Origin of the sequence: Clostridium rhizosphaerae, assembly GCF_016765585.1 — a bacterium.
Classification (GTDB): Bacteria; Bacillota; Clostridia; order Clostridiales; family Clostridiaceae; genus Clostridium_AT; species Clostridium_AT rhizosphaerae.
This window is the reverse complement of sequence record NZ_JAESWC010000004.1, coordinates 1-14,573: the sequence shown is the minus strand read 5'-3', so window position 1 is coordinate 14,573 and position 14,573 is coordinate 1. Positions and strand designations below refer to the sequence as shown.

Genomic DNA, 14,573 nt, shown 5'->3' with positions numbered 1-14,573 from the left:
TGAGTTAACGCTTTTATAATTAGAGGTGATTGCTTTGGAAAAGTATAAAGATGCTGGTTTCAGTATAAATGATAGAGTTGAAGATCTTTTATCGAGAATGACTTTGAAAGAAAAGATTGGGCAATTGAATCAGAAAATGTTTGGCTGGAATGCTTATAAAAAGACACAGCATGGATATGAAGTTTCAGAAGACTTTAAGAAAGAAGTTCGATTTGGAGATGGATTAGGAGCATTATATGGACTTTTCCGTGCAGATCCATGGTCTAAAGTAAATTTTGAAAATGGAATACCTATAGATAGCAATGCTAAGGTTTCCAATATGCTGCAAAAATATGTAATAGAAAATACGAGGCTTGGGATTCCAATATTTATTTCAGAAGAATGTCCACATGGCCATCAAGCTCTTGATGGAACCATGTTTCCCACCAATATAGGAATAGGAGCCACATGGAACCCTAAGCTTTATGAAAAGGTATTTTCACAAGTCGCCGCAGAAATCAGGTCAAGAGGAGGAAACCTTGCTCTGGTTTCAACTTTGGACATACTACAGGATCCAAGATGGGGACGATCAGAAGAGTGTTATGGTGAAGATCCTTTCTTAGCTTCAAGGTTTTCAGAAGCTGCGGTAAAAGGTCTTCAGGGAAAAGATGGTGATGAATTAAAAGGGGATAGCAAGGTAGTTGCTGTTGTTAAGCATTTATGTGCGCAAGGTGCTAGTATTGGCGGCCATAATGGCAAGGGTGCTCCAATTGGGGAGAGGGAAGTAAGAGAAATCCATCTTCCGGCCATGAGGACCGCAGTTAAAGCAGGTGCTCTTGGGTGCATGGCGGCCTATAATGAAATAGATGGCATCTTCTGTCATGCAAATGAAAAGTTATTGACGAAAATATTAAGGCAGGAGTGGGGCTTTAGTGGAATAGTAATGTCTGACGGCTGTGCCGTAGATAATCTTGTAAAGATTGCCAGAAGCTATGAAGGTGCTGCTGCAATAGCCTTAAAGGCTGGAGTTGACTTGAATCTATGGAATACTGCTTTTACAAAATTAGAAGAAGCAGTGGCAGAAGGCATGTTAGAAGAAAAGTTTATAGACAGAGCTGTAAGAAGGGTGTTAAGGCTGAAATTTATATTAGGGTTATTTGATAATCCATATATAGATGAAGCTAAGGCGTCCCATGTTGTAAATAGTAAAGCTTCAAGGGAATTAAACCTGCAAATAGCCAGAGAATCTATAGTGCTATTGAAAAACAAGGAAGGAATACTGCCTTTAAGAAAGGATTTGAAAAAAGTAGCAGTAATAGGTCCAAATGCAGATATACTTTACAACCAACTAGGCGATTACACTGCTCCGCAAAAAGAAGGTACAGGCAGTACAGTTTTGCAGGGAATCAATCAATTAATAGGAAGAGAAACCACAGTCACTTATACAAGAGGCTGCAGAATCCGGGATACATCAAGAGATGGATTTAAAGAAGCAATTGAGAATGCTAAAGATTCAGATGCTGTAGTACTGGTTTTAGGAGGCAGCAGTTCAAGAAATTTTGACACAAGGTTCGACAGCAATGGTGCAGCCATACTAAGCGACAGTGTAACTGAAATGGACTGCGGAGAGGGAGTAGATGTGGCAGATTTGGAGCTTGGAGGAGTGCAGCTGGAATTAGCAAAAGAAATTATGTTAACAGGTAAACCAGTAATAGTGGTATTAATTCAAGGACGTCCCTACGCTATACCTTGGATTGCAGAAAATTGCGATGCGGTTATGTGTGCTTGGTATCCTGGAAAAGAAGGGGGAAGAGCAGTTGCTGATGTAATCTTTGGTGATATTAATCCAAGTGGAAAGCTTTCTGTCTCAATGCCAAAGTCTACAGCGCAGCTTCCGGTGTATTATAATTATAAAGATACAAGCGATTATTTAGATATTACTGCAAAACCACTTTATAGCTTTGGCTTTGGGTTAAGTTATACAACTTTTGATATAAGTAATTTAAAAGTTGTAAATAAGTTAATTTCCTTACAGCAGTTAAGGGATAATGTAAAGATATATGTTAGTGTAGATGTAAAAAATTCTGGCAATATTTCTGGTTCAGAAGTAGTACAACTTTATATACAAGACTTAGAGTCAAGCATAAATCGGCGTGTGAAAGAATTAAAGGGTTTTAAAAAAGTATGGCTTGAGCCCGGTGAAAGTAAAACAGTTATATTAGAGCTCGGACAAGAAGAACTTTCTATATGGAACACAGAAATGAACTTTGTAATAGAACCTGGGAACGTAAAAATAATGATTGGTAATAGTTCCGAGACTGTTCTGGAAGATATAATTAAGATTACAATATAAAAAGAATAGCGAGTAAAATGAAAAAGTAAATGAATTATCAATAATTTAATGACGAAAGGAGGTTGAAGTCCTAAATGGACTTCAACGGGCAACCTAGCGAATGGCAATGAGCGAGTTCGGGTTGCCCCGAACTGAAGTCCTAAATGGACTTCAACGGGTAACTTGTGAGCGGAAGCGAACATCTTAAGTTACCCAGTGCTTCGAGTGAAAGGAGAATTTAATATGATGAATTATCTAAAGGGTACACCGGAAGAGGATCTGGAGTTTAAGCCAAGGAGCTATGTTTGTAGGAGAACTTTTATAAAGCCTGAAATCGATGGAAGGCTTGACAAACCATTCTGGAAAGATGCCCCATGGAGTGATGAGTTTGAGGATATTGAATGGAATAGTAAACGTCCTAAACCATATCATAGAACCCGTATGAAGATGCTGTGGGATGATGAATTCCTATATATAGGTGCCTACCTGGAAGAGGATAAGTTGTGGGGTACATTGACTGAAAGAGATAGTGTCATCTTCAATGATAATGATTTTGAAATTTTTATAGATCCAGATGGGGACACTCATGCGTATTACGAGTTCGAGGTAAATGCACTTAACACAGTATGGGATTTGCTGCTCATTAAACCTTATCGTGATGCAAATAGTGGTCCATGTGCTGTAAATGGATGGGATATATCGGGAATGAAAACTGCCGTGCATATAGACGGTGTCATAAACGACCCGTCTGCTGCTCCAGGTAACAAGGGTTGGAGTGTAGAGGTAGCTATGCCATGGAAAATATTAAAGGAGTGTGCAGCTGGTGGGAAGAAGCCTGAAGTCCATGATTACTGGAGAATCAATTTTTCACGTGTTGAATGGCGCACTGAGATAAAGAATGGTAAGTATTCAAAGGTTATAAATCCTGAAACAGGCAGGTCTTATCCTGAAGATAACTGGATATGGTCTCCAATTGGACTTGTTAATATGCATTACCCTGAATTATGGGGATTTATATATTTTACAGATTGCGAGAATGATGTTTTTGTAATTCCGGAAGATGAAAAACTAAAGTGGGAGCTTAGAAAGATATACTACATGGAGAAGAACTATTACAGCCAGCACGGAAGATATTGCACGGACTATAGTGAACTCTGCGGCGGGGAAGCTTCGATTATAAATCCAGTTATTGAGGCAACAAGCAGCATGTACGAGGCATATGTTAGGACAACTGACGGCAAGGGTCGCATAGTAATAAGGCAGGATGGTAGTTGCAGAATAGAAAGGTGATTGAAGATGCTACCATCATAAAAGGCTCTGCCTCAAGGTGTTTAAATCCTTGAGGCAGAGGGGAACGTAAATAGATTTGTGTAAATTCAAATCTACTTACGTTCTTTTTTTATGCGTGCATCCAGCAAAGCTGGACCATACTTACTGGTGAAAGTCTAGTCAAAGTAATTGCCAAGAAGCCTTGTAGACAATCACCATGCGTAGTAGAAATACTGGGTGTGAAGCGTGAGAGTAAAGTAACCCGAAAGGGTGCGAGCGAGAATATAGGTCGTAACATAAAGTGAATTCTGCCGTATCGTTAAAAAGGACTGCGAAAGCAGGCAAAGAGGAGGTCGAGCCTTGGAATTATGGGCGAAGACCATGGAAGATGGGGAGAACTTGGAAGGCACCATCGAAGAATCCTTCGATATACGGGAAACGACATGTATTTATAGTATGGTTCGGAACTGGAGAGACCTTCCTCTGCACAGCGATAGCTGTAAACTGAAAGCATATAAGCTGAAAGCGAAGTTGTTATTTCAGCAGAGAAGGAGTCGGAGGAGTTCAGAGTACCAATAATTATGCAGACAACAAAACTGTATATAGGGAAGGAACTCTACTTTATTCAAGTTTTCAAAGGAGATAAGAGTGAGTGAATGCGAAAGCTAACAACACCATAGACAAAGTTCGAGAACTTCAGAGAAAACTATATCTAAGTGACTAGACTAATAAGAAACGAAAGTTTCATGCACTATATGACAAGATATATAGGGCAGACATTTTATTAAAGGCATGGAAACAAGTTAAAGCTAACAAGGGAACTGGTGGAATAGAAGAAATCTACATAGAAGATGTTCTTAAATATGGAGAAATGAAATTTCTCAAAGAAATACATCAAGAGTTAGTGGAAAACAGCTATAATCCAAAACCAGTAGAAAGAGTATATATTCCTAAGAAAGACGGTAAGAAAAGACCCCTTGGAATACCAATAATTAAGGATAGAATAATTCAAACAGCTACCAAAATAGTTATTGAACCTATATTTGAGGCAGACTTTAAGGATTCTTCTTTCGGCTTCAGACCAAAGAGAAATCAACATCAAGCCTTAGAGGTTATAAGAAAGAAATGTAGCAATAAAGGCTGGTGGGTACTTGACGCTGATATTAAAGGATATTTTGATAATATAAACCATGACAAATTAATGATTTTAGTGGAACAGAGGATATTAGACAGAAGAATACTAAAGCTCATAAGGAAATGGCTCAAAGTAGGTGTTGTGGGAAATAATGAATATAGAGAAAGTGAAATCGGTTCGCCGCAAGGCTCCTCTATAAGTCCGCTACTTTCGAATATATACTTAAACTATTTAGATTTGGTATGGGATAAATACTATAAACACCTTGGAACACTTGTAAGATTTGCTGATGATTTTATTATTATCTCAAAAACTAAGAAAGAAATATACCATGAGTATAATGCAGTAAAGAAAATCTTTGAGAGGCTAGAACTTGAATTGCATCCTGACAAGATAAGATTTGTGAACATGTGGGATGGCATAGAAGGATTTGACTTTTTAGGATTTCATCATAGGCGTAGCCTTGTAGAGAGTGGTAAAGGGCAAAGATTTAACACTACAATACAAGTCCTAACCCAAAAGGCTATGAAAAGTATGAGAGACAAAATAAGAAAAGTTCTTAATAATAGAGCAACCTTAAAGATGGATATGTATGACTTAGTGCAGACAGTAAACAAGAAAGTAGTGGGTTTAAAGAACTACTACAACTTAAAATATGTAGGTAACCAGTTAAATAAAATAGACTGGTATATCATACAGAAGTTTACAATTTGGTATAACAATAAGAAACAAAGGAAAACTCGACATAGAGGTTTGAGAGAGGTAATGAATATCCTTAATGAAATGGGATTAAAGAAACTTTCTTCTTAAAGGTTATAATGCATTAGAAAGAAGAATATCGGAAAGCCGTGTGCGGGAAAATCGCATGCACGGTTTGATGAGGGGAAGAAGAAAATAAATTTTCCTTCAACTTACTCTACAAGTACGCATGGTTTACCGTGTACTAGATAAGAGCCGTTAGGCGTTGGTAGACAAGGAATAGAAGGTTATAAAAGAATTGAAAATAGAAAAGAAATAGACCCATTCTTACCCCTTTTTCCTTGCTCCTTAACCATGCCAATTGAATAACTTTATTTACCTGAAACTGTGCTTATGTGGACAATAATTGGAAATTATGTGGATAAGTTAAAGAAAAGATTGAAAAACATTATTTTCTTTGGATGATTTTTGGAACGAAGGAATGCGGGTTTGAAGGACGTCAGTGGAAAGAGATTATTTGACTGGGGAAAGGGATAATTTGACGTATACATCCTGTGTCAAAGTAAAGTTATCTAATTTAAAACCAAATAATTCTCATAATAAGCCGTACAGTAAATGAAGATTCATATAGAAATTAACTGTATGGCTTATTTTATTTAGCTGAAGCTGTATTTATATATTTGACCATAATATAAGTAAACTGGTGTATAATGAAATATATGGATACAGGTCTGGGTTTGAAAATATGACCTTTAAAACCTAAAGTTAATATTCTATGGAAAAGAATGATTTATAAAAAAGCTTTTTCTTTAGCTAGTATGGAGGAATAGAGAATGACTAATGATTTTTATTGTGAACAAGTTTTAAGTGGAAACATAGAAGTAAACAAAGCTTTTGAAACAGAAAATGTACTTGCCTACTATCATACAAAACCAGCCTATGAAAAGCATATTGTAGTTATTCCAAAGAAATACATATCTTCGTTAATTACAATTTCGGAAGAAGAAAATGCTTTGTTATTAGAGTTACTTAGCGTTGTAAAGAAAGTTGCAGCAGATATTGTATCTGAGCATGGGGCATGTAGAGTAATAACAAACTTAGGAGACTATCAGGATTCAAAACATCTGCATTGGCATTTGGTTTTTGGAAATCGCAGATAACAATAATCGAAAAGTATTGGAGGAATTTCTATGAAGAAAGGTAATATAGAATTTGCGTCAAAGGGATTTATATTAAAGGATGGTAAATATTTAGCAATGCATAAAAGTATTGCTAAACATAATTTTTATGAACTTCCAGGGGGAAGAATGGAGTTTGGTGAAACAGCAGAAGAAACTTTAGTAAGAGAAGTGAAAGAAGAGACTAACTTTATTATAGAACCAGTAAGTTTGCTGGATACATGGAACTTTATTGCTGAAGATTATCAGATAGCCGGAGTTATTTATCTATGCAAAATAAAAGAGCGTAGTTTAACATTATCAGAGGAACATGACAGATATGAGTGGCTTGATTTTAACGAAGAAAATCTTGACAAAATGCATGAGGTTTATAAAATAAGAATGGAAAAGTGGGATATTAATAAGCTTAAAGCTTTATAGAAATGGAGGTTATTTTTTGTTTACATTTCTTAATTTCGATTATTTAACGGATGGAGAAATAGATTTAGTTATAGAAGAAAAGTCTGAGGCTTATGAGCCTAAAGGATACTTACCAGCTTATAAATATGGTATTAAACTGCATAATGACAGTAGATCAATAGGGAGAATAGATATAAGAATTGGTCATAATAGAAACACATACTATGGTGGAAATATAGGGTATGAAATTGATGAAGCCTATAGAGGTAATCACTATGCCGCAAAAGCCTGTATGCTAGCAAAACAGGTTGCTCAAGCACACGGGATGGACAGGCTGCTTATAACTAATGATCCAAGTAATCTTCCTTCAAGAAAAACTTGTGAGTATATTGGTGCTAAGCTACTTGAGATAGTTGATTTGCCTGAAGATAATGAAATGTATCAACGAGGGGATAGGCAGAAGTGCAGATATGAGTGGGTTATCAATGTTTAAGAAAGTTAGGGGATAATAATGTATAACGCAAAAGCAATAAGTGATTTTTATGATAAATATGGAATGAGAGAGTGGGAGAGACTCAATTTAACAGCGTATGATAGAATAAACTTTTATCTACATATGCATTTTTTACAGGATTTTATTGGAGAAGGTAAAAATGTACTGGATGCCGGATGTGGAGCTGGAAGATTTAGCATTGAAATAGCTAAAAGCGGCAGTAATGTTACTCTTTTAGATATTTCCAAGGAACAATTAAAAATAGCAAAAATCAAACTTGAAGAAAACAACTTGTTATCAAAGACTGACGGCTTTATTAATGGAGACTTGCGAGATTTATCAATGCTTGAAGATAACATATTTGATACTGTAGTCTGCTATGGAGCGCCTTTAAATTATCTTATGGAAAATAGAGAAAAAGCAGTTGAAGAACTTATCAGAGTTACTAAGCCTGGTGGAACTGTTTTAATAAGCGTTAATAGTAAATGGGGAGTTATTAGAAGTCAATTAGGAAGAGAGGATTTTGATTACACTTCTTTCTTTGGAAAACCTGACTATTGGTACATAAATGAAGTTGTTGATAGTGGAGATCTTCCGCAGCATGAAATGGTAAGCCATCCTCCGAGACATTTTTTTGAGACTGAAGAACTTGAAAATTTGTTAATAAAAAGTGGACTGAATAATGTAATTTTAGGTGGAAGTCCATGTATTACAAGTGCTTTTAGAAAAGCGGCAGAAGCAATAGAAAAGAATGAAACAGCATGGAGAACAATACTAGATCTTGAAGAAAAGGCATACTGCAAGAGAACTATGGCTGATAATGGTGAATTTTTATTGGCTAGGGGAACTAAATTAAATAGGGGTTTAAAAGGGTGAGAGGTATGATAAAAACAATTAATAAGATTGAGGAAGTAATAGATTTTGCATGGGAATTAAGTCAAAATGATTTATATGCTAGTTATCATAGAATAAAATCAATGGAAAAGCTTAGAGAAGACTTTGAAAGAGCTCTCGTTAGGGATAATGAAAGCATAATAGCCTGCTATCAGGAAAATGTGTTATGTGGAGTATGTATTTACTTTTGGCAATGTGATGAAAAATATGTACAAACAACACAATTTTTGATAAGAGGAGATTATGACGAAACCGCAGAAGAATTGATTGATCATATTGGCAAGCAGCTTCCTGGTTTTGAATTATATATAGGTGTACCTTTTAGTAATAAAGCTGCAAATCAATATTTTAAGAAAAACAATTTTGAATGTATCGAATCCAGCATTGACACAAGACTGTATAATTTAAAAATACAAATGAATGAAAAACATGAACAGGTAGAAGAAATTACTAATAGTAATTATGAAGAATATGCTATATTTCATGATAAATATGCTATTTCTTTAGAAATGTATTATAATAGCGAAAATTTGAAAAAGGATATAGAGAAATTTAAAATACTTGTTTTTAAACAAGATGGAGCTATTCGTGCAAGCATATTTACAAAGAAGGTCAGAAATATGGGTGAAATTTTTGGATTATTTGTTGATGAACAATATAAAAATAATGGTATTGAAGACATTTTAATTAATGAAATGCTAATGCAATTATATAATAAATTTGGTTCACTAGATGAAGTAGCATATTTTATCGATGAAGATTCTCCAGACGAGTTAAATTCAGCTCTAGCTGCAGGCTTTCAGATTAATGATAAATATAGATGCTATAAATGTATACTCTAATTGATTAAAAAAGTAAAAGTGAAGGTGAAACAAAACCTTCACTTTTAACATGCTTCATTTTCTTCTAAAATAAATTTATCTATAACATGAGCTACACCGTGCTCTTCGTTAGTAAGCGTAATGTAATCAGCAGCTTCTTTAACTTCAGGAAAAGCATTTCCCATAGCTACTCCAAGACCAGCAAATTTAATCATATGGAGGTCATTTCCCGCATCCCCTATGCATATAACTTCTTCTCTCTTAATGCCAAGCTTTTCAGCAAGCAATTCTACACCATAACCTTTATTAACTTTCTTATCGAGAAATTCTAAAAAGTATGGAGCACTTCTAAGTACAGAATATTTTTTGTAAACCTCTTTAGGAAGTTTTGATATTACTTCTGTAAGGTATTCGGGCTCATCAATAAACATTATTTTAACTATAGTAGTATTCTCATCTAAGTTATTGAAATCTACAAATTCTAAAGGAATATCATTTATATCAGCTTCAACTTGGCTGTATTTGCTCCATTTAGGTGTTATACAGGTGTGCTCAGTTAAAGCATGTATATTAACTTTTAATTCTTGACTCAACTTATAAAGATAATCAACATCCTCAAGGCTCATTAGAGTTTGGGCTACAATATCTTTTGTTTTTGTATTTTGAACTAATGCTCCATTATAAGCAATTGCATAGTCATCATCATTTAGAAGCTCTAATTCCTCTAAATATCTTTTTACACCATCAATAGGTCTTCCAGTTGCTAATACAACCTTAACACCTTTATTTTTTGCTCTCTGTATTGCTCTATAAGTTTCCTTTGAAATAGTTTTATCTTCACGAAGCAGAGTACCATCCATATCAAGTGCTATAAGTTTGTACATTATTTCTCTCCTTTAACATATAATGCACTAAAGTTCTTATATTCATGATGTCACAAAATATCCAACCTTCAAGGATTTTTGGGACATTATGAATGTATTAGAACTTTTGCATTGTATATAGTAATAAAAAATAGTTCATTATTATTATAGCATCTAGGACAAAAAAATAAATGGAAGCATATAGCATGTAAATGTATACAACTATATAATTGTTGAAATAAAATTTATAAACTGATATAATTTTGTGTGGTTTAAGAAAAAAATATAATATGGTTATTTTTTATTGTGAATTAATATTTAAGGAGATATTCCGATGTAGATAAATATCTAGAGCTTAGAATAAATTAAAAAGGAGAGAAAATAGTGGTGGATTTAATTAATGAAATAGAGAAAAGAAGAACCTTTGCTATAATATCACACCCAGATGCTGGTAAGACTACTCTTACCGAAAAGCTTCTTTTATACGGGGGTGCCATAAGACTTGCAGGTTCTGTAAAAGCAAGAAAAGCATCAAAACATGCAGTTTCAGACTGGATGGAAATAGAAAAACAAAGAGGTATTTCTGTTACTTCTTCTGTAATGCAGTTTAATTATGATGGATATTGTATAAATATCCTTGATACTCCAGGTCACCAAGACTTTAGTGAGGATACTTATAGAACTCTTATGGCAGCGGATAGTGCGGTAATGGTTATCGATGGTGCAAAGGGTGTAGAAGAGCAAACTAAAAAGCTATTCCACGTATGCAGTCTTAGAGGTATACCGATATTTACCTTTATAAATAAGATGGATAGAGAAACTAAGGATCCTTTCGAGCTTTTAGAGGATATTGAAAATGAGCTTGGAATAAAATCTTATCCCATGAATTGGCCTATAGGTACTGGAGCAGAATTTAAAGGTGTTTATGACAGAGAAAAAAATGTGATTCAAGCTTTTGACGGCGGTAATCACGGACAGACACAGGTTGAGTCTGTTGAAGGTAATATAGAGGATAAGGTATTTAATGATTTGCTGGGTGAAGGTCTTCACAATAAGCTAATAGAAGATATTGAACTTTTGGATATAGCTGGGGATGAGTTTAGCCCAGAAAAAGTTAGAAATGGAGAGCTTACTCCGGTTTTCTTTGGAAGTGCGTTAACAAATTTTGGAGTTGAGCCTTTTTTACAATATTTTTTAAATTTAACTACTTCACCAATTGCAAGACAGTCAGATCAAGGGGAAATAGATGTATTTCAGCCTGAATTTTCAGCCTTTGTTTTTAAGATCCAGGCAAATATGAATCCTGCACACAGAGATAGAATTGCTTTTATGAGAATCTGCTCAGGTGAATTTAAAAAAGGTATGGAAGTGTATCATGTTCAAGGCGGAAATAAAATAAAACTTGCACAGCCGCAGCAGTTTTTAGCTCAAGAAAGAGAAATTATTGATGAGGCTTATGCAGGAGATATTATTGGAGTATTTGATCCGGGTATATTCAGCATTGGAGATACCTTATGTGAGAACTCTAAAAAGTTTAAGTTTGAAGGTATTCCTACCTTTGCACCTGAATACTTCGCTAGAGTAAGAACTGTTGATACTATGAAAAGAAAGCAGTTTATTAAAGGAATTACTCAAATAGCTCAAGAAGGAGCAATCCAAGTATTTAAAGAGCTTTATATAGGAATTGAAGAGATTATTGTTGGTGTTGTAGGTGTACTTCAATTTGAAGTATTAGAATACAGACTAAAGCATGAGTATAGCGTAGATATAAAAATGGATAGATTAGCCTTTAGATTTATAAGATGGATTGAAAATACCGATATCGATGTAGAGAACTTAAATTTAACAAGTGATACAAAAAGAGTTAAGGACTTTAAGGATAGAAATCTTTTAATATTCCAAAGTGATTGGGCTATAAGCTGGGCACTTGAACATAATAAGGGGTTAGTACTGTCTGATATCGCAAAAAATAACGACTAAACAAAAACCATATAAAACGGAGCAGGAAGTTATACCTATTCCGTTTTATATGGTTTTATCTTTTAAAGCTGAATATTTCTGTATCTGGATTATTGTCATATAATATAAGGTCTTTAATTATTTGTGCTCCATAAGCAGAAAGTGCTTCGCCATTGCCGCCGATGCCTAAGTTAAAATAACAGTTAGGCAGAGAATCATATGCACCTATATAAGGAAGGCTGTCTTTTGTTTCTGGATAGGAGCATTTCCAAAAATATTCTGCCTCAATATTTTTAATGTTAGGCAGCAGATTATTTAGAGCAGTAATAATGTTAGAAGCGGTTAGATCTTGTTCATTATCAGTACCATGAACCTGTGCCAGTATTCTATTTTCATCTAAAATACGAATATTATAGGATAAGCCATTATATTTGTTGCAGATACATTTTTCCTCTAAACCGTCGAATTTAGATAATTTGTTGGTAACAATGGTTGAAGAAGGCTTTAGGTTTACTATTTTATCTTTAATCAGTGTCAATGCAGACTGACCTGCAGTGAATACAATTTTTTTACAGGTTATATGATAAGTATCTGTATTAACCCGCATCTGTTCAGGCGCATAGTCAAAGCTTGAAAGAGAGGTGTTTTCATAAATGCGGACTCCTTTAGAAGAGGCACCTTTCAAGACTGCATGACAAAATTTAAAAGGGTCAAATAGAGCATGATTATTTTTGAGTTTTTCAAAGCCGCAGTCTTTATGGATATTTGAGAGTATATTTTCTATGTCATCAATAGATTTTAAGCAAAGCTTATATGCTCTTTCTGCTTGTTTTTCACTCATAAGAGAAGCAAGAACAGAAAGAGATTTATCAACGTAGGCCTTTAAAATTCCGGAGCTTAGCAGAGTACTTCCGTGACCGATTCTATTTTTTTCTATAAGTACTGTGTTTAATTTATATTGTGAAAGATAATAAGCAGTTAAAGAGCCGGAAATTCCGCCTCCTACAACAACTACGTCACAGTCAATGTTTGAAGTTAATTTAGGATAAGTTTTATAATTTTCATCTATATTATTCCAATAGGTTTTTTCTTGCATAGTGTTCATTTAATAAACTCCTTTCAAAACATAAATATCCAAGTTCATTTTATGGAACTTGGATATATATACAATGCAAAAGCTCTAATACATTCATGATCTCCCAAAAATCTTTGAAGATTAGATATTTTGAGACATCATGAATGTAAGAACTTTATTGCATTATATAGTTACCACAGGCGAAATGCTTACATAGTCTTTTTTCGGCCAAAAAGAGCATCTACTATAAATACAACAGCTGCCACAATAAGAAGCAGGTTGATTAAACCTCCGCCTATTCTAAATATAAGACCAATTAACCAAAATAAAACTACGAATCCGCCTATCCAACGTAAAATAGTCATAATACAACCTCCTTTTATTTGAGTAAAATTAGTATTTGCAATAAATAATGTAATTATAACTAATAATATATTTTAATTGTATCCATACACTTTAAAAATGATTTGATGCTGGGTATAATGTAATAGGGAACAGCGCTGGAATATTTTTATTGATGGAGGGTTTTAAATTGGAAAAGAGAGAACATGCTATTAAAAGCAGTAGAGTATTAGATATTGTACAAGTAGGCTTAATGACAGCTATTGTATATGTGGCAACATACATTGTTCATGTAAAAACCTTTATGGGTGTAATGCATGCAGGAGACAGTATGGTATTTTTAGCCGCCATGCTGCTTGGAAGAAAAAAAGCTGCTTTGGCTTCAGCTATTGGAATGTGCTTGTTTGATTTGACAAATGGGTATGTAAATTGGGCACCATTTACCTTTGTAATAAAAGGAGCAATGGCATATATTACAGCAGTTATTGCTTATAGAGGAAACTATAATGGAGAAAAGCTTTGGAATAATATTATGGCTTTTATAATAGCGGGAATTTGGATGATTGGAGCCTACTTTATAGGAGGAGCAATAATATTAACTTTTTTAGAGCCGGAAAAGCAAGCTTTTGTTCAAAGCTTAATAATTTCAGCAAAGGATATACCAACAAATATTGCACAGGTGATAATAGGAATAGTTATTGCAGTTCCGCTTCTTGGAGCACTTCGTAAATCTGGAATAAAAAATGTAATTTAAGAATAAATAAATATAAAAATGGGCAGGCGGCTGTCTCAAAACAGCTTAAACCTATCGCGTGGTATTTGAATTCTAGGAAGCTTTCACTTCGCAGATAAGACTAATAATTAAAAAATTTATAAATCCTAAATCCTATAAACTCTCTTCGTTCAAACAATATAGGATTCTTAACGGCTTTATAAATTTTTTAATTAAAGTCTTATTACTGCTTACTCAAATGCTTCTACATATTCAAATACCACGCTAAGTTTAGCTGTTTTGAGACAGACAGACAGTCATGATGGCTTCATCGCCACAATAAATGAAAATGGAATGATTGAGTAATAGTGTAGTGGTATAATAAATTAGCCGGTAAAGGTCGTAAAGGGCTTGGAACTTTTA

Annotated in this window: 13 protein-coding genes; 10 read left to right on the top strand and 3 right to left on the bottom strand. The window is 34.4% G+C overall.

Going from position 1 to position 14,573, the window contains the following annotated elements; all coding sequences use genetic code 11:
- The first annotated feature begins 25 nt into the window (after positions 1-25).
- The 8 genes from JK636_RS10315 to JK636_RS10280 all read left to right on the top strand — a co-directional run bounded on the left by JK636_RS10315 (position 26) and on the right by JK636_RS10280 (position 9,220).
- Positions 26-2,332: a glycoside hydrolase family 3 N-terminal domain-containing protein gene (locus JK636_RS10315; protein ID WP_420839270.1), complete on the top strand. Its 2,307-nt coding sequence runs from the start codon at positions 26-28 to the stop codon at positions 2,330-2,332.
- Between the two features lie 222 nt (positions 2,333-2,554).
- Positions 2,555-3,601: a carbohydrate-binding family 9-like protein gene (locus JK636_RS10310; RefSeq protein ID WP_243428191.1), complete on the top strand. Its 1,047-nt coding sequence runs from the start codon at positions 2,555-2,557 to the stop codon at positions 3,599-3,601.
- Between the two features lie 742 nt (positions 3,602-4,343).
- A complete protein-coding gene (gene ltrA / locus JK636_RS10305) occupies positions 4,344-5,525 on the top strand; it encodes a group II intron reverse transcriptase/maturase (RefSeq protein WP_338025765.1) in 1,182 nt (393 codons plus the stop codon).
- A gap of 722 nt (positions 5,526-6,247) precedes the next feature.
- Entirely contained in the window at positions 6,248-6,574 is a 327-nt protein-coding gene (locus JK636_RS10300) for an HIT family protein (protein WP_202748832.1), read from the top strand.
- Positions 6,575-6,604: 30 nt separating this feature from the next.
- Positions 6,605-7,012 (top strand): NUDIX hydrolase, encoded by a 408-nt coding sequence (locus JK636_RS10295; RefSeq protein ID WP_202748831.1) that lies wholly within the window; start codon positions 6,605-6,607, stop codon positions 7,010-7,012.
- Between the two features lie 16 nt (positions 7,013-7,028).
- Positions 7,029-7,484: a GNAT family N-acetyltransferase gene (locus JK636_RS10290; protein ID WP_202748830.1), complete on the top strand. Its 456-nt coding sequence runs from the start codon at positions 7,029-7,031 to the stop codon at positions 7,482-7,484.
- Positions 7,485-7,502: 18 nt separating this feature from the next.
- Positions 7,503-8,360 carry a class I SAM-dependent methyltransferase gene (locus JK636_RS10285; protein ID WP_202748829.1) on the top strand — a complete coding sequence of 286 codons (858 nt, stop codon included), beginning with the start codon at positions 7,503-7,505 and terminating at the stop codon, positions 8,358-8,360.
- 5 nt (positions 8,361-8,365) lie between these two features.
- Entirely contained in the window at positions 8,366-9,220 is an 855-nt protein-coding gene (locus JK636_RS10280) for a hypothetical protein (RefSeq protein ID WP_202748828.1), read from the top strand.
- Between the two features lie 44 nt (positions 9,221-9,264).
- Here JK636_RS10280 and yidA read toward each other — a convergent pair whose 3' ends face one another.
- Positions 9,265-10,083 carry a sugar-phosphatase gene (gene yidA / locus JK636_RS10275; RefSeq protein ID WP_202748826.1) on the bottom strand — a complete coding sequence of 273 codons (819 nt, stop codon included), beginning with the start codon at positions 10,081-10,083 and terminating at the stop codon, positions 9,265-9,267.
- Positions 10,084-10,446: 363 nt separating this feature from the next.
- On the opposite strand from yidA, the gene JK636_RS10270 reads away from it, so the two are divergent.
- Positions 10,447-12,042: a peptide chain release factor 3 gene (locus tag JK636_RS10270; RefSeq protein ID WP_202748825.1), complete on the top strand. Its 1,596-nt coding sequence runs from the start codon at positions 10,447-10,449 to the stop codon at positions 12,040-12,042.
- Positions 12,043-12,097: 55 nt separating this feature from the next.
- On the opposite strand, the gene JK636_RS10265 is transcribed toward JK636_RS10270, so the two are convergent.
- Both JK636_RS10265 and JK636_RS10260 read right to left on the bottom strand, forming a co-directional pair.
- Positions 12,098-13,126: an NAD(P)/FAD-dependent oxidoreductase gene (locus JK636_RS10265; RefSeq protein ID WP_202748824.1), complete on the bottom strand. Its 1,029-nt coding sequence runs from the start codon at positions 13,124-13,126 to the stop codon at positions 12,098-12,100.
- A 179-nt stretch (positions 13,127-13,305) separates the two neighbouring features.
- Positions 13,306-13,461, bottom strand: a complete 156-nt coding sequence (locus JK636_RS10260) for a DUF5670 family protein (protein WP_202748823.1) — start codon at positions 13,459-13,461, stop codon at positions 13,306-13,308.
- 152 nt (positions 13,462-13,613) lie between these two features.
- On the opposite strand from JK636_RS10260, the gene JK636_RS10255 reads away from it, so the two are divergent.
- Positions 13,614-14,192 carry an ECF transporter S component gene (locus JK636_RS10255; protein ID WP_202748822.1) on the top strand — a complete coding sequence of 193 codons (579 nt, stop codon included), beginning with the start codon at positions 13,614-13,616 and terminating at the stop codon, positions 14,190-14,192.
- Positions 14,193-14,573: the final 381 nt, after the last annotated feature.